Genomic DNA, 14805 nt, shown 5'->3' with positions numbered 1-14805 from the left:
CCAGAGAATTTTGAATTCAAAATTTCTCATGGTTCTAACTGTTTGACCATCCACAACGATTGAGTTTGGTAGCCTAATGCTTGGTATAGCTGAAGAGCAGGCTGATTGGAGGTAAAAACCTGTAAGCCAATCTGCCGATCGCCTCGTTCTCTTGCCCAATCTTCAGCATGACGCACTAGTGCTGCTCCGATGCCTCTGCGTCGATGGTGTGGCATCACATAAAGCAGAAAAATGTGAGCATGGCGATCGCCACTTGCCTGATCGATCGCATTACCCAACCACAAACCTGCGATCGGCTGCACAGAGCGCGAAGAGGGCAGACCTCCCGCAGCAATACCGTGACTAGATTCAACCCACCAGATCGGCGTTTGGTTAGAGAAATATTGCTCGATCGTCACTGCCAAATGAGCAGAGTCACTGGTTGGATAAAGCTCCTGATAAGTGCGCTGCATAAACTTCACCAGCAGCGCCCTGTCTAGCGTCGAACCCACTTGCAACCGATAATCAGGGGATAGCTGATTAGACACGAGTGAGTAATTAGAGCTTTTCAGATGGGGCGAGATCGTCAGGCAACCCTTTAATTAGGGCAGACAGCGCGGGAGGCAACCCAGCTACTGTGTTTGAGACGGGAGCCTGAGCCTTGTCACGGGTCGGATTGACTTCTTCGATCGGCGCAGGTGCCGCCATATCTGAAGGAAGAAAGATTCGGGCACTCACTGCCACCAACGCAACTAAGAAAACCAGCACCACCAGCAGCGGGGCAACATACTGACGAAGAAAAGCCATAGGACGGGCGATCGCAACGAAGGGATTTTTCTAAAAAATTAGCTCAAGATTTGTAAAAATCTCTAATCTTATCCTACCGCTCCTGATCCCTCTAAAATGGAAAAATTTAAACCTCGTCTAAAGGCGTAGAGTCAGCATTCCAAGGCGCAAAGATGGGTAAAAGCATTAACCCTGGCAACGCAGCGATCATCGTGATCACAAAAAACCACGTCCAGCCCGTCACTTCTACGATGCGACCAGCCGGAGCAACCAAAATATCTCGACTCACCGCCATCAAACTAGAGAGTAGGGCAAATTGGGTTGCCGAAAAGCGTTGATTGCAAAGACTCATCAAAAAGGCAACAAAAGCAGCCGTGCCTAATCCTGCACAAAAGTTCTCAATATTAATGGCAATCACCATGAACGGATAATTTTTGCCAAGCTGCGCCAAAATTAAGTAGGTCAGGTTGCTAATTGCTTGCAAACCGCCAAACACCCAGAGCGATCGTGCGATCCCAATTTTGCTAAGAGCGGCTCCTCCAGCTAAAACGCCGACGATCGTCGCCAATAAGCCCATGCCTCCCTGAATGGCACCCACATCGGTTTGGGTAAATCCCGTCTGCAATAAGAACGGCAGCGCCATGTTGTTGACGAGAGCATCCCCCAGTTTATAAAGCACGATGAACACCAAGACAGCACTGCCTCGAAACTTTCCCAAGCGCTGAAAAAATTCGATAAATGGCAGCGTGACTGCTTCGCGCAAGGAATCGGGTGGCTGGGTTTGCAGTTTCGGTTCGGGTGCCCAGAAAGATGCGAGAATCCCAATTCCCATTAATAGAGACAGCAACAGATAAACCCCTTGCCAAGAAGTTTTATCTGCCAGAATCAGCGCCAGTGACCCCGTAACCAGCAGGGCAATTCGATAGCCTAAAACCGCAACGGCTGCCCCTGCGCCCATTTCAAGCGGATCTAACACATCGGTGCGATAAGCATCAAAGGCAATGTCTTGACTGGCACTGAGAAAAGCAATCAACAGCGAATTGATCGCTAACAGTTGCAGCGATTGTTTGGGATTTTGCAGCGACATGGCCGCGATCGCCACCAGCAACCCGACTTGCATGATGACGATCCATCCTCGGCGGCGACCTAAAAAAGGCGGCACAAAGCGATCGACAAAAGGGGACCAGAGAAATTTAAGTGAGTAGGGCAACCCAACTAGGCTAAATAGCCCGATCGCGCTCAGTTTGATGCCTTCGACGGTCATCCACGCTTGCAAAGTTTTGCTCGTCAAATATAGCGGCAACCCAGATGAGAAGCCCAACAGTAAAAGAGCCACCATCTTGCGGCTCTGAAAGACTTGCAGCGGAGATGAAGACGGTTTCACAAGAAACTCCTCTTGAGACGAGCAGACGCAAAATGCGTTCTAGCCATCATCTCACAGCCCTGTCTGATCACAACTGCATCACGACAAGGGTTGAGTTTCTGATGAGAATTGAATCTGCCGAGGATGAGATTCGGCGATCGCCCTCTAGAAACCCTTCGCTTAAGGCCCTGTTACAAAACGATAATTAAAGACTTAATCTATAACGATCGTTTATCTAGTGCTACAGAATTCCTCAAGTATTGCTTATCAAAATCCTGATATCATCCTTAAGAAGATGTCCATCAGACATTCGATTGAGGCAACGCTGAAAACTTGATTTCAAACTTTGGAATCAAATGTGAAAAGTCGATCCCCCATCGGTGTAAGGTACATAAGTTGGACTACCAAACGTAGGTCAGGCAGATTGTCTGAGCGCTGTTGGTGCTGCTTGCTGAGATTTTGACGATTTAAACAGGAAGGGAGATATGTCGTACGCTCAAACGAAAACCCAGGCGAAAGCTGGGTATAAAGCTGGGGTTCAAGATTACCGTCTAACCTATTACACCCCAGACTACACGCCTAAAGATACGGATATTTTGGCAGCGTTCCGGGTGACTCCTCAGCCTGGCGTTCCCCCCGAAGAAGCCGCAGCCGCAGTTGCCGCAGAATCCTCCACGGGAACCTGGACGACCGTGTGGACAGACCTGCTGACCGACCTCGATCGCTACAAAGGACGTTGCTACGACATCGAACCCGTCAAAGGTGAAGATAGTCAGTTTATTGCCTACATCGCGTATCCGCTAGATTTGTTTGAAGAAGGCTCTGTCACCAACCTGCTGACCTCACTCGTCGGCAACGTGTTTGGTTTCAAAGCTCTGAAAGCGCTGCGTCTAGAAGATCTTCGCATCCCCGTTGCTTACTTGAAGACCTTCCAAGGTCCTCCTCACGGCATTCAGGTTGAGCGCGACAAAATCAACAAATATGGTCGCCCCATGCTGGGTTGCACCATCAAGCCGAAGCTTGGTTTGTCGGCTAAAAACTACGGACGTGCGGTTTACGAATGTCTGCGCGGTGGCTTGGACTTCACCAAAGACGACGAAAACATTAACTCTCAGCCCTTTCAACGCTGGCGCGATCGCTTCCTGTTTGTGGCAGACGCGATTCACAAGTCTCAGGCAGAAACCGGAGAAATCAAAGGTCACTACCTGAACTGTACCGCCGCGACGTGCGAAGAAATGCTGAAGCGGGCCGAGTATGCCAAAGAACTCGAAATGCCCATCATCATGCACGACTTCTTGACGGCTGGCTTCACCGCCAACACAACCTTGGCGCACTGGTGCCGCGACAACGGAGTCTTGCTGCACATTCACCGTGCGATGCACGCTGTGATTGACCGTCAGAAAAATCATGGTATCCACTTCCGCGTTCTGGCGAAGTGCTTGCGGATGTCTGGTGGCGACCACATTCACACCGGAACTGTCGTCGGTAAGCTCGAAGGCGACAAAGCGATCACCTTGGGTTTCATCGATCTGCTGCGTGAGAACTACATTGAGCGCGATCCTTCTCGCGGTATCTACTTCACCCAAGACTGGGCTTCAATGCCGGGTGTGATGGCAGTCGCTTCGGGTGGTATCCACGTATGGCACATGCCTGCGTTGGTTGACATCTTCGGCGATGATTCTGTCCTGCAATTTGGTGGCGGAACTCTAGGACACCCTTGGGGTAATGCACCTGGCGCAACCGCAAACCGCGTCGCGCTCGAAGCGTGTGTGCAAGCGCGGAACGAAGGTCGTGACCTGATGCGTGAAGGCGGCGACATCATTCGTGAAGCGTGCCGTTGGTCTCCTGAGTTGGCCGCTGCTTGTGAGCTGTGGAAGGAAATCAAGTTCGAGTTCGAGGCTGTCGATACCGTTTGATCACCTGTTTGAACTTTGGGTTTTAGATTTTAGCGTTAAAGTTTAATCTAAAATCTAAAATCTAGAACCCAAAATACTTCGCTCATGGATCTCAAGCGAATTGCGAAAGATACGACCAAGACGCTGACCAGCTACCTGACTTATCAGGCAGTACGGGTGGTGATTTCCCAGTTGGATGAAACTGAACCAAAGCGCGCCTACTGGCTGCATCAATTCTCTGCACGAGAAAAAATTCAAGATGGTGAAGCTTATTTGCAAGCACTCTTTCGAGAAAGGCAGGATCTTGCATTCCGCATTTTGACTGTGAGAGAGCATCTTGCGAATGAGATCGCTGAGGCTCTGCCAGAAATGCTGCGATCGACGATTCAGCAAGCCAACATGGATCAACGCCGGCAGCAGTTAGAACGGATCACGCAATTAGAGCTAACGGCTCCCAGTTCTTCTATCGACTCGTTAGAAACCTCCGATTCTGAAGAGGCTCACGACGAGTCGCCCTAACCTTAAAAACGCAAAACTTTCGATCGAGGAAATCCATGAAAACTCTGCCAAAAGAGCGCCGTTACGAGACTTTTTCGTTTCTTCCTGCGCTGACCGATGCTCAAATTGCGCGTCAGATTCAGTACACGATCGATCAAGGTTATTTCCCTTGCATCGAGTTCAACGAAACGTCTGAACCCGAAACCTACTACTGGACGATGTGGAAGTTGCCTCTGTTTAATGCAACCAGCCCTCAAGAAGTCCTCAACGAAGTGCAACAGTGTCGCTCTGAGTACTCTAGTTGCTATATTCGCGTCGTTGCGTTTGACAACATCAAGCAGTGCCAGGTGATGAGCTTTATCGTTCACAAGCCTAGTGCCAATAACAGCAGCGGTAGCGGTGGCTACCGTTACTAATTTCGATTAGCTAATTGGTTTAAGCGGGGTAGGTTCTCATCTACCCCGCTTTTTATGTCTTCAAACAATTTCTATCGGCTTCAACTAATCAGAAGTTGCGGTACGGTGTCTGACGTGGAAATCCTTAACTTTCGGATTCTTATGGTTTGGATTTTCTTTGAAGTCAAAAGCTTGGGTTGCCTGCAATAGTTTCCCAAGCTGGCTATAGCCGTAGCTTTTATGGTTGAAACTTGGACAAAGCTTTTTGATTTGCGCTCCCAGGGTTCCTAAGCTTGCCCACCCGTCTTTTCCGACGATCGCTTCGTAAGCATTCTTCAAAAGCTTCAATAATTTTTTGTCAATCTTCAAGCTCTGCTCAGTCGTAGTTTGGAGTTCTTTCGCAGGTTGTTTATTAGTGTTTATCGGATCAGAGATGCTGCTTTTAGGCTCTTTTTGTTGCTTTTCGGCACAGCTTTCTAAGAACTTCAATCCTTCGGTGTAAATGAATTTGTCGCAAGCACTTACAAAAGCTTCTGGCGTTTTTTGCTCACCGAATCCATAAACTTCTAGCCCCGATTCTCGAATGCGACTGGCTAGACGAGTGAAGTCACTGTCACTAGAAACGATGCAAAATCCGTCAAAGTTGCGGGTATACAGCAAATCCATCGCGTCAATAATCAGAGCGCTGTCTGTGGCATTTTTGCCCGTCGTATATCTAAATTGCTGAATCGGTTGAATAGCAAGTTTGTTTAACTTGGCTTTCCAATTTGTGAGTTGTCCGTTTGTCCAATCCCCATAGATTCGCTTGACGTGGGCGGTTCCGAACTGGGTCGCTTCTTTTAAAAGTGCCTCGATCGAGTCAGCACTCGCGTTTTCTGCATCAATCAGTACTGCAAGCCTCTTGCCTTTAGCCGACATCTCACTATCCATACGGGTTGTTGATCGTCAAAATAATTCCTCACTCTATAAATACCCACAGATCACTTCTGATTACGGTCAGATTTCTTTTTATACCTACCTGTTAAAAATCGGGGCAAAATGGCAAGACTAAGAAGGTGTCATTTGCCTAATGCCTTGCTGAACGCCCAAAACAGGATACTGTCGGCGATCGGTTGTTCCCCATCTTTGCGAAGGAGTTAGTGATTGATGGAATATACAGTTCCAGAGCTTGATCCCGTTAGCCGCCAGTCGATGAGTTTAGAGCGTCCTAAAAAGACCAAAATGCTGGTGGTTGACGATGAGCCAGATAATCTTGATTTGCTTTACCGCACCTTTCGGCGAGATTTTCAAGTTCTCAAAGCCGAAAGCGGAATTCAAGCCTTAGAAGTGCTGTCTGCTGAAGGAGAAGTCGCGGTGATTATCTCCGATCAACGGATGCCCGAAATGAAAGGAACGGAATTTTTGAGCCGTACCGTGCCCCAGTTTCCCGACACGATGCGGATTATTCTCACCGGATTTACCGACGTTGAGGATCTGGTTGAAGCGATTAACTCAGGACAAGTCTACAAATACATCACCAAGCCTTGGGACCCTAGCGAGCTGAAAGCGGTGGTGCAGCGAGCCGCCGAAACTTACGAGTTGCTAAAACAACGGACTGAAGAACTGCGACGATCGCAAGCTCAAACCGCTCTGCTCTCGACGATTGTCTACGTCGCTCAAGATGCTTCTAGCTTAGAAAGCACACTGGAACCGATCGCCGCCGCATTTGGCAAGAATTTTCTGGCAGATGGCTGCATTTTGCAACTCGTTGAGCAAGGAACGCTCACGGCTCAAGGAAGCTACAGTTCAGCCGAGTCTTTAGAAAATTGGTTAGAGAAAGACCCGATGGTGCAAGCAGCGATCGTCGCTCAAAAAATCCAGGTTTCTGTGAATGTCCCTGCCGATGCAAGCTTGTCAGAAGTTGCTCACTACGCTAATTCTGGCGTTCAAGCACATCTGATTGTTCCGGTGACGCTGCGGGGCGAAGTGCTGGCGGTGTTATCACTGCAATGGAGACAGCCTTGCACTCTCAGAGACGATGAATTAATGCTGTTGCATCTGTCTGCCCAACAGATCGCGCTAGCGCTAACGTGTAGCCGTTATTCCCCAGGGATGGCATCGCAATTTTGAACTGATTCTTACGATTTAGCAGCCTAAAGCCAAAAAGGAGGTCTTTAAAATCTAGAATTCTAAAGACTTGCTTCTTTCATTAAGTCTTGACTCCAAAATTGATGAATTCTGACCAAATCCAAGCCTTGTTCGATCGCATCGCTCCTGTCTACGACGAGCTAAATACGGTTCTCAGTTTCGGTCAACACCGCATCTGGAAACAGATGGCGGTCAAGTGGAGCGGTGCTAAACCCGGAGATGTGTGCCTCGATCTCTGCTGCGGTAGCGGGGACATTGCCCAAATGTTAGCCGAAAAAGTGGGCAAAACGGGGCAGGTTTATGGCGTTGATTTTTCTTCGGTTCAGTTGGCAGTCGCCCGCGATCGAGCCGATCGCCGCTGTCTCAAACCTCCTATTCACTGGGTCGAATCGGATGTTTTGACGCTCCCCTTCGATGAAAACCAGTTTGATTGCGCCACAATGGGTTACGGTCTACGAAACGTCACCGATATTTTGCTCAGTCTCAAAGAAATCTATCGAGTCCTTAAGCCGGGAGCAAAAGCTGCCATTCTCGACATGCACCGTCCTAACAATGTGTGGGTGCGATCGTTCCAGAAGTGGTATCTCGATGAAGTGGTGGTTCCGGCAGCTCATCGACTGGGCTTCACCGAAGAATATGCCTACATCGCACCCAGTCTCGATAAATTTCCGACCGGAGCGAAGCAAGTTAGCCTCGCTAACCAAGCCGGATTTGTGTCAGCCACACACTATCCCACTGCCGGGGGTACGATGGGAGTATTAGTGATACAGAAATAGAGTGTTGAGTTCTCAGTTTTGACCTCAACATTCAACCTTCAATATTCAAAACTCAAAACGCTGCCTTGGATCTCTCTACACTCTGGCTCTTTGTTGCTCCTCCGGTTGTTGGTGGAATTATTGGTTATTTCACCAACGATGTCGCGATCAAAATGCTGTTTCGCCCCTATCGGGCACTCTACCTCGGCAAACAGCGCATTCCATTTACGCCCGGTCTGATTCCTCGCAACCAAGAACGCCTCGCCAAGCGGATTTCTGACACGATTATGGGGTCGTTGCTGACTCCCGATGAGTTGCAAAAGCTGGCACGTCGGTTGCTGCAAACTGAGCGAGTGCAGAGTGCTTTGCTGTGGTTGTTAAAACTGGCACTTGAGCAACTTGAATCAGATAAAGAGCAGAAAACTGCCAAAATCTTGGCAAACATTCTGCGAGATCTATTTGGACAGTCGTTGCCGCGACTCCTGAAAGTGCTGGCACGGCGCGAAGAATTTCTAGAAGAGCAGCTTAATCAGATTTTCGATAGAGTGATTCTAGAGTTTCAGCTCAATGATGACCAATCGGGGAAACTGGCTGATTGGGTGACTCAAGTAGTGGCACCGCCCGATCGCATTCGTCAAGTGCTGATTGATTTTTTGACCGATCGCAACATCCAGGTCATTGACGAGGGCTTTCGCGAAAAAACTAGTGGCACTTATTGGGTCGTCGCTAATCTCTTTGGCGTTCGTAACTCGCTGGTTCGTTTACGAGCCTTCTGTTTAGACGAGAAAGAAGCCTGCAACACCCTTCTCGCAGAGTTAGTCTTCTCGCTGGGCGTTAAGTCGCGTTTAAAGGAATGGTTGCGAAACCTATCGCTGCAAAACCTCCCCGTTTCGACCGTCAGACAACTCCGCAAAACTATGCGTGAAAGCGTCCGTCACTATCTGCAAGACCGAGGGGCTGAAGTGTTGCAGGGCTTAAGTGAGTCGGTTGATTGGGAAAACGTGGCATCGGTAATTCTGACTCGGCTGCAAACGTCGGATGCGGTGACTGGCTCGTTAGAAGTGATCAGTCAGGAGTTAGCGTTGATTTTAGAGCGATATCTTGAGCGAGATCTCGAAAATATTGTGGCTCAAGCGATTCCGATTTTAAATATTGATCAGGTAATTGTCGATCGAGTCAAAGCCACGTCTCCCGCAGACTTAGAAAACGCGATTAATGGCATTGTGAAAAGTGAGCTGCAAGCGATCGTTAATTTGGGCGGCATTCTAGGTTTTGTGATTGGTCTGCTTCAGTCTGCGGTGTTGCTGATTCGCTAGATTCATTAATCCACTGAGTCGCTCTCATCTTCATCACTTTTCATCCAACGATCGATGTCATGCTTAAGTGATTGCTGCCGAGTCCGCCGCGACTCTTGCCGATACTTTTTCGTGTCGAGTCTGGGTTCATATTGCGCCTCACCCTTCTTGCTTTTTAGCTTCATCACCGCATCGGGGTCAGACTGCTGATTGAGATGAGCTTGAAAGACGATCGCCTCTTCCAAAAAAATCAAGTAGTGTTCGTAGCGCTCCCACTCTCCCCGCACTACACACCCCGGCTCGTCGCGGTGCGTGCAATCATTAAACTGGCATCTCGCTACTGCTAATCTCTGCCGAATTTCTGGGAAGTAGCTCGCTAAATCCTCTGGAGAGCGGTCTAAATCAGGCTGATTAAATCCAGGAGTATCGGCTAAAAGTCCGCCCAGTGGCAACTCAAATAACTCTGTGTGGCGCGTCGTGTGGCGACCCTTTGCCAACTTGCCCGACACGGTTCCCGTTCGCAAATTTGCGGCGGGAATCAGTTGATTAATCAAACTCGACTTGCCAACCCCAGAAGGGCCTGCAACCACTGTAATTTTCTGACTGAGGCGATCGTGAATCTCTGATAGCCCAATGCTCTGACGCACACTAATAAAAAGCGGGTTGTAACCCCATGCTGCTAATCGCTGCGACCAATGTTGTTTTTCCTCTAGGATGGCGAGATCGCTCTTACTTAAGCAAAGACAGACCTCTGAGCCTGTCGATTCAGCTTTGATCAAAAATCTGCTGAGTTGATAAGGCTCAATCGTCGGTTCTGCCAGCGCAAATACTAAAAGAATTTGATCAGCATTGGCGATCGGCGGACGATCCAACTCAGAACGACGCGGGAAAATCTCTGCGATCGCGCCGCTTCCTTGAATCCAATCCGGCTCTTCGACTCGCACCTGATCGCCCACCATCACCCGTTGACCAATCTTTTTCAAGAGCGATCGCCGAGTACACAACAGCATCGACTTGAGATGCTCCCCTTCTACCCGCACCCAATAATAATTTGCTTGAACCGCCAGAACCTTGCCCAAGAGAGACTCTGGGCTTTGTGATAGGGTCACTTCATCAGACACACGGGTTAAGTTTTCTGACTCAGAACTCATAACCAGGAGCCTTTTGAGACTAGCAACGGACTTTCACGGCGAAGAAGCCAGATCGATCTTCGATCGCTTCAATGCGATATCCTTCCATCGTCAAACTGTCAGGAACTTGCTCGATCGGCTCACCTGGATCAAGCCAAACTTCTAGCAAAGAACCGGGCTGCATTTGCTCTAAACGCAGTTTGGTACGAACAAAATTAATTGGGCAAGGGGTTCCGCGCAGATCCATCTGCACATTAGAAGAATCAGAAGTGACATCAGAAGCACTCATCCGCCAAACACCTTACCGAAAAAACCTTCAATTCCGCCCTTTCCCACGCGATCGCCCCGAATTTTTGCCAATTTTTCCAGCAACTCTCGCTCCTCAACACTAATGCGATTTGGGATATCTACTGAAATCGTGATCAGGTGATCCCCACGACTCACAGGGTTTCCCAACTTGGGCACTCCTCGGCTTTCTAGCGTTAGAACCGTGTCAGGCTGGGTTCCTGGAGGAATGGTCAGCTCTTCGGTGCCGTCTACCGTGTTGATTTCTATGCGACTTCCTAAAATTGCCTGCAAGTAGCTCACCTTGATCTCAGACAGGATGTTGATGCCCTCTCGCTGAAACTCAGCATCCTCGTTGATGAACAGATAAACGTAGAGATCTCCGGGAGGACCATTTCGTTGTCCTGCGTCTCCCGCCTCTGAAACCCGCAAACGAGTTCCATTATCTACCCCCGCCGGGATCGTGATTTTGAGCTTCTTAGTCTCTTGTCGCTGTCCATCGCCGCTGCAAACTTCACATTTTTCCTCAACGACCTGCCCCGTTCCATTACAGGTTGGACAGACTGAGACTTGAGTAAAGCTACCAAAAGGGGTGCGCGTCGCTCGACGAACTTGTCCCGCCCCAGAACAGGTCGAACAGGTGCGAGGACGAGTCCCAGGTTTTGCGCCTGAACCACTACAGTTCGTACAAGTTTCTAAATGGCTAATGCGAATTTCTTTTTCGCCACCAAAAACAGCTTCCCGGAAATCGAGCTTGAGGTCGAGCCGCAGATCATCGCCTCTAACTGGACCGCCTCGCCGACGAGCAGTTTGCTGACCACCCGGAGCGCCTCCCGAAAAGCCGTTGAAAAAGCTTTCAAAGATGTCTGCAAAGCCTCCCATGTCGCCGACATCAAATCCACCTGTACCTGCTGCAGACCCAACCCCTGCCTCGCCAAAGCGATCGTAGCGGGCGCGAGTTTCAGGTTCTGAAAGCACCTCATAAGCCAGGTTAATTTCTTTAAACCGCTCCTCGCCTCCCGTCTCTTTGTTGACATCGGGATGATATTTGCGAGCTAAACGGCGGTAGGCTTGCTTAATTTCTTCCTTGTCTGCTTCGCGAGCGACACCCAGAATTTCATAATAGTCACGAGCCATAGAACGCTGTGTCAGGGGTAGAGGGGGCTAGGTTCTCAAACTTCTCACAAGTCGCGATTTTGGTTGAGTCAAAATCAACGCTTCAGACCTAAATCTAGCATTTATGCAATAAATCTAGCGGACGGATGAGGATGAGGTCACAAACTTTGGCAAATCGAAGCCTCCGATCGAACATCTGAGTATTTTTGATCAATCGACCGCTTCATAGTCAGCCGTGATCGTAGCATCATTCTCAAAATCTGCCGGAACGGTTTCGTCGTTGTCAAAATCAAAATCACTGTTTGATGCAGCAGGTGTTTTCGGAGCGTCATTATTCGATGACTTGCCAAAGTCTTCGTGGTCTTGGTTTAGACTTCCATAGACGGCAGCGCCGATCGCAAACAAAATCTGTTGCAGCGCATCTACTTTTTGAGTCAGATCCTCAATGCTGATTTTGGGATCGGCGATCGCAGTTTTCAGTTCGGCAACTTTTTCGTTTGCCTGAGCCTTGAGGCTGTCGCTGATAAACTCACCATTGTCTCGCATCGTAGACTCGTAGCTAGAAAACAAGTTGTCTGCCTTGTTTCGTAGCTCAACGCGATATTTTCGACGAGTGTCTTCTTCAGCAAAGACTTCTGCCTCTTGCTTCATGCGCTCAATCTCGCTGCCGCTTAAGCCGCCAGTGTTAGAGATTTCGACGCTCTGTTCACGGTTAGTGCCTTTATCACGGGCAGAAACCTTGAGAATGCCATTAGCATCAATATCAAACGCAACTTCAATTTGAGGAACTCCTCGCGGCGCTGGTGGAATGCCCGTCAGTTGAAACTTGCCTAAACTCTTATTATCTTTCGCCATCGCCCGTTCACCTTGAAGGACGTGGATTTCAACAGAGGTTTGCCCGTCAGTTGCCGTGGAGAAGACTTGAGTTTTGCTGGTTGGAACGGTGGTGTTACGCTCAATCACTCTAGTGAAGACTTCTCCCAAGGTTTCGATTCCTAATGAGAGGGGGGTGACATCGAGCAGCAGCAGGTCTTTGACTTCCCCACCTAGCACACCTGCTTGGATTGCTGCGCCCAGGGCAACGGCTTCATCGGGGTTGACAGAACGATCGGGCGCTTTGCCATTAAAGAATTTTCGCAGAGCATCTTGAACCGATGGGATGCGAGTAGAGCCGCCGACTAGAATAATTCGATCGATCTCCTCGATCGTGAGTTCGGCATCCTTGAGCGCCTGTTTCATTGGCTCGATCGTATTTTGGATCAAGGTGCTGGTCAGTTCTTCAAATTTGGAGCGGGTCAACTCCGTCTCTAGATGCTTAGGGCCCGTCTCATCAGCCGTAATGAACGGTAAGTTGATAGAAGTACTCAACGTTCCAGAAAGCTCAATCTTGGCTTTTTCTGCTGCTTCTCGCAGACGTTGCAGTGCCATCTTGTCCACCGACAGATCGATGGTTTCCTGCTGCCGAAATGCCTCAATCATCCACTGCACAACGCAGCCATCAAAGTCATCGCCGCCCAAGTGATTATTACCAGAGGTTGCTTTGACCTCAAAAACGCCGTCTCCTAGCTGAAGAATGGACACGTCAAAGGTGCCGCCACCCAAGTCAAACACCAGTACGCATTGTTCCTGATCCTGCTTATCCAAGCCATAAGCAAGGGCGGCAGCCGTAGGCTCATTAATAATTCGCAGCACTTCTAGCCCAGCGATCGTTCCTGCATCTTTCGTCGCTTGACGTTGAGCATCACTAAAATAAGCGGGGACGGTAATCACGGCCTGCGTAACTGCCTCTCCTAAGTAATTCTCAGCATCCTGCTTAAGCTTTTGCAGAATCATGGCTGAGATTTCTTGAGGCGTATAGTTCCGTCCCCGAATTTGCACGTCTACTGTGTCATCTTTGCCCTTGACACAGTTATAGGGAACGCGAGAACGCTCTGTCTGGGTATCGTCCCAACGGCGACCAATAAAGCGTTTGATGCTGAAAATTGTGTTTTCAGCATTAGTGACAGCTTGACGTTTGGCTAATTGACCGACTAAACGATCGCCAGCCTTGCCAAAGCCAACCATACTGGGGGTGGTTCTTCCGCCCTCAGAGTTGGAGATGACAACGGGCTGACCGCCTTCTAAGACAGCAACGCAACTGTTGGTCGTGCCTAAGTCGATACCAATGACTTTTCCCATAGCTAGCGTCGGTGAAGATTATGCGAGATGAATGCAGAACTGAGAGATTGATGCAACTGATACCCTGAGTTTTCCGTAGCCATTCACGAAAGTTATTCACAAGCTCAGTCGCTTAATCCGAATTATTCCCTATCTTCAAATAGTTGTAACGTCCTAGCTGCAAATCAAACCCACAGTAAGCCTTAGATTACTTAGCTTCGAGCGTAGCACGGGCTTTCGTCTGACAGCAATGAAACTACAAACTCTTGATGCAAGGTTTACTCAGTTGCCCCTGCGGTTGCTGGAATTTCTCCGTCTTCTGGTGGCGCTGCAACTTTAACCATGGCATGCCGTAAGACTCGATCGCCCAGCATATATCCTCGCACTAGTTCTTCAATAACCGTGCCTTCTGGATGTTCGCTAGTTGGCTCTCTCATGACGGCTTCATGAAGATTGGGGTCAAACTCTTTCCCGTCCGATCGCATCGGAGCCACTCCGACTCGTTTGAGACAATCGACGAGTTGCTTATAAACACTTTGATAGCTTTTGTGAATATTCATCTCCCCGTCGGTTTGGGGTTTGATGTGCGATCGGGCGCGCTCAAAGTTATCGACCACAGGCAGCAACTCATTGAGGGTAGAGCATTTGATCTGCTGCTCTAAGTCTTCTTTCTCTTTCTGAGTTCGTCTGCGGAAGTTTTCAAAATCCGCCACAATTCGTAAATATTGATTGTTGCGGTCTTCTAGCTGCGCTTTTAGAGCCTCTAACTCTCGCTCTTTTGTCGCAAAGGTTGAGCGGAGATCCATAAAGGCTGCTTCATAGTCGGTGTCATCCTCCACCGCGTTCTTAGGTAGGGCTTTCTCGGCTCCTAGCAGCCCGTCAGAAGCTTGAACATCGGTCTGAGGCACCTCGCTTTCCCCCGGTTGCGGATTTAGAGTCGGCACCCCTTCTGAAGTAGTTGTTGAAGCTTGAGTCTCTTGTAGCTGATTTTCTTCGTCAATCATCGTGCGCTTATCCCCTCATT

The 14805-nt window shown here is 49.1% G+C and carries 15 protein-coding genes; 6 read left to right on the top strand and 9 right to left on the bottom strand.

Annotated elements, in window-relative coordinates; translation table 11 throughout:
• Window positions 1-26 precede the first annotated feature (26 nt).
• From C7B65_RS14500 to C7B65_RS14490, 3 genes are all read right to left on the bottom strand, one after another.
• Window positions 27-527, bottom strand: a complete 501-nt coding sequence (locus C7B65_RS14500; RefSeq protein WP_073069777.1) for a GNAT family N-acetyltransferase — start codon at window positions 525-527, stop codon at window positions 27-29.
• Window positions 528-537: 10 nt separating this feature from the next.
• Complete coding sequence (locus C7B65_RS14495; RefSeq protein WP_073069776.1) at window positions 538-786, bottom strand: hypothetical protein; 249 nt, start codon at window positions 784-786, stop codon at window positions 538-540.
• A gap of 106 nt (window positions 787-892) precedes the next feature.
• Window positions 893-2149: an AmpG family muropeptide MFS transporter gene (locus tag C7B65_RS14490; RefSeq protein WP_073069775.1), complete on the bottom strand. Its 1257-nt coding sequence runs from the start codon at window positions 2147-2149 to the stop codon at window positions 893-895.
• Window positions 2150-2613: 464 nt separating this feature from the next.
• On the opposite strand from C7B65_RS14490, the gene C7B65_RS14485 reads away from it, so the two are divergent.
• The 3 genes from C7B65_RS14485 (at window position 2614) to C7B65_RS14475 (ending at window position 4937) form a co-directional block, all read left to right on the top strand.
• Complete coding sequence (locus C7B65_RS14485; protein ID WP_073069774.1) at window positions 2614-4044, top strand: form I ribulose bisphosphate carboxylase large subunit; 1431 nt, start codon at window positions 2614-2616, stop codon at window positions 4042-4044.
• An 84-nt stretch (window positions 4045-4128) separates the two neighbouring features.
• Window positions 4129-4542 carry a RuBisCO chaperone RbcX gene (gene rcbX, locus C7B65_RS14480; RefSeq protein ID WP_073069773.1) on the top strand — a complete coding sequence of 138 codons (414 nt, stop codon included), beginning with the start codon at window positions 4129-4131 and terminating at the stop codon, window positions 4540-4542.
• 35 nt (window positions 4543-4577) lie between these two features.
• Window positions 4578-4937, top strand: coding sequence for a ribulose bisphosphate carboxylase small subunit (locus C7B65_RS14475; RefSeq protein ID WP_073069772.1), 360 nt, complete (start codon window positions 4578-4580; stop codon window positions 4935-4937).
• Window positions 4938-5021: 84 nt separating this feature from the next.
• Here the strand turns inward: C7B65_RS14475 and C7B65_RS14470 are convergent, their stop codons facing one another.
• On the bottom strand, window positions 5022-5846 hold the full coding sequence (locus C7B65_RS14470) for an NYN domain-containing protein (protein ID WP_073069771.1): 825 nt from the start codon (window positions 5844-5846) through the stop codon (window positions 5022-5024).
• Window positions 5847-6062: 216 nt separating this feature from the next.
• Between C7B65_RS14470 and C7B65_RS14465 the strand changes: the two genes are divergently transcribed.
• The 3 genes from C7B65_RS14465 to C7B65_RS14455 all read left to right on the top strand — a co-directional run bounded on the left by C7B65_RS14465 (window position 6063) and on the right by C7B65_RS14455 (window position 9114).
• The gene (locus C7B65_RS14465) at window positions 6063-7025 is read left to right on the top strand and encodes a response regulator (RefSeq protein WP_073069770.1); all 963 of its coding nucleotides are present in this window, start codon (window positions 6063-6065) and stop codon (window positions 7023-7025) included.
• A 101-nt stretch (window positions 7026-7126) separates the two neighbouring features.
• Window positions 7127-7819 (top strand): bifunctional demethylmenaquinone methyltransferase/2-methoxy-6-polyprenyl-1,4-benzoquinol methylase UbiE, encoded by a 693-nt coding sequence (gene ubiE / locus C7B65_RS14460; protein ID WP_073069769.1) that lies wholly within the window; start codon window positions 7127-7129, stop codon window positions 7817-7819.
• Window positions 7820-7884: 65 nt separating this feature from the next.
• Window positions 7885-9114 carry a DUF445 domain-containing protein gene (locus C7B65_RS14455; protein ID WP_073069768.1) on the top strand — a complete coding sequence of 410 codons (1230 nt, stop codon included), beginning with the start codon at window positions 7885-7887 and terminating at the stop codon, window positions 9112-9114.
• Between the two features lie 5 nt (window positions 9115-9119).
• On the opposite strand, the gene rsgA is transcribed toward C7B65_RS14455, so the two are convergent.
• The 5 genes from rsgA to grpE form a co-directional block, all read right to left on the bottom strand.
• Window positions 9120-10244 (bottom strand): small ribosomal subunit biogenesis GTPase RsgA, encoded by a 1125-nt coding sequence (rsgA, locus tag C7B65_RS14450; RefSeq protein WP_083582702.1) that lies wholly within the window; start codon window positions 10242-10244, stop codon window positions 9120-9122.
• A 19-nt stretch (window positions 10245-10263) separates the two neighbouring features.
• Complete coding sequence (locus tag C7B65_RS14445; protein ID WP_073069767.1) at window positions 10264-10512, bottom strand: sulfurtransferase TusA family protein; 249 nt, start codon at window positions 10510-10512, stop codon at window positions 10264-10266.
• Window positions 10509-11645: a molecular chaperone DnaJ gene (gene dnaJ, locus C7B65_RS14440; RefSeq protein ID WP_073069766.1), complete on the bottom strand. Its 1137-nt coding sequence runs from the start codon at window positions 11643-11645 to the stop codon at window positions 10509-10511. The genes C7B65_RS14445 and dnaJ overlap by 4 nt, the downstream gene beginning before the upstream one ends.
• 189 nt (window positions 11646-11834) lie before the next feature.
• Window positions 11835-13802 carry a molecular chaperone DnaK gene (gene dnaK / locus C7B65_RS14435; RefSeq protein ID WP_073069765.1) on the bottom strand — a complete coding sequence of 656 codons (1968 nt, stop codon included), beginning with the start codon at window positions 13800-13802 and terminating at the stop codon, window positions 11835-11837.
• Window positions 13803-14059: 257 nt separating this feature from the next.
• Window positions 14060-14785: a nucleotide exchange factor GrpE gene (grpE, locus tag C7B65_RS14430; RefSeq protein WP_073069764.1), complete on the bottom strand. Its 726-nt coding sequence runs from the start codon at window positions 14783-14785 to the stop codon at window positions 14060-14062.
• Window positions 14786-14805: the final 20 nt, after the last annotated feature.

Origin of the sequence: Phormidesmis priestleyi ULC007 (assembly GCF_003003695.1) — a bacterium.
Lineage (GTDB): Bacteria > Cyanobacteriota > Cyanobacteriia > Leptolyngbyales > Leptolyngbyaceae > Phormidesmis_A > Phormidesmis_A priestleyi_A.
Note: the sequence above shows the minus strand (reverse complement) of the source record. Positions and strands in the feature narration are given on the sequence as shown.

Coding starts and splice junctions, on each gene's coding strand:
- C7B65_RS14475 (WP_073069772.1), top strand. CDS start 4,578: ATGAAAACTCTGCCAAAAGAGCGCCGTTACGAGACTTTTTCGTTTCTT.
- dnaJ (WP_073069766.1), bottom strand. CDS start 11,645: ATGGCTCGTGACTATTATGAAATTCTGGGTGTCGCTCGCGAAGCAGAC.
- rsgA (WP_083582702.1), bottom strand. CDS start 10,244: ATGAGTTCTGAGTCAGAAAACTTAACCCGTGTGTCTGATGAAGTGACC.
- C7B65_RS14465 (WP_073069770.1), top strand. CDS start 6,063: ATGGAATATACAGTTCCAGAGCTTGATCCCGTTAGCCGCCAGTCGATG.
- dnaK (WP_073069765.1), bottom strand. CDS start 13,802: ATGGGAAAAGTCATTGGTATCGACTTAGGCACGACCAACAGTTGCGTT.
- rcbX (WP_073069773.1), top strand. CDS start 4,129: ATGGATCTCAAGCGAATTGCGAAAGATACGACCAAGACGCTGACCAGC.
- C7B65_RS14485 (WP_073069774.1), top strand. CDS start 2,614: ATGTCGTACGCTCAAACGAAAACCCAGGCGAAAGCTGGGTATAAAGCT.
- C7B65_RS14470 (WP_073069771.1), bottom strand. CDS start 5,846: ATGGATAGTGAGATGTCGGCTAAAGGCAAGAGGCTTGCAGTACTGATT.
- C7B65_RS14445 (WP_073069767.1), bottom strand. CDS start 10,512: ATGAGTGCTTCTGATGTCACTTCTGATTCTTCTAATGTGCAGATGGAT.
- ubiE (WP_073069769.1), top strand. CDS start 7,127: ATGAATTCTGACCAAATCCAAGCCTTGTTCGATCGCATCGCTCCTGTC.
- grpE (WP_073069764.1), bottom strand. CDS start 14,785: ATGATTGACGAAGAAAATCAGCTACAAGAGACTCAAGCTTCAACAACT.
- C7B65_RS14495 (WP_073069776.1), bottom strand. CDS start 786: ATGGCTTTTCTTCGTCAGTATGTTGCCCCGCTGCTGGTGGTGCTGGTT.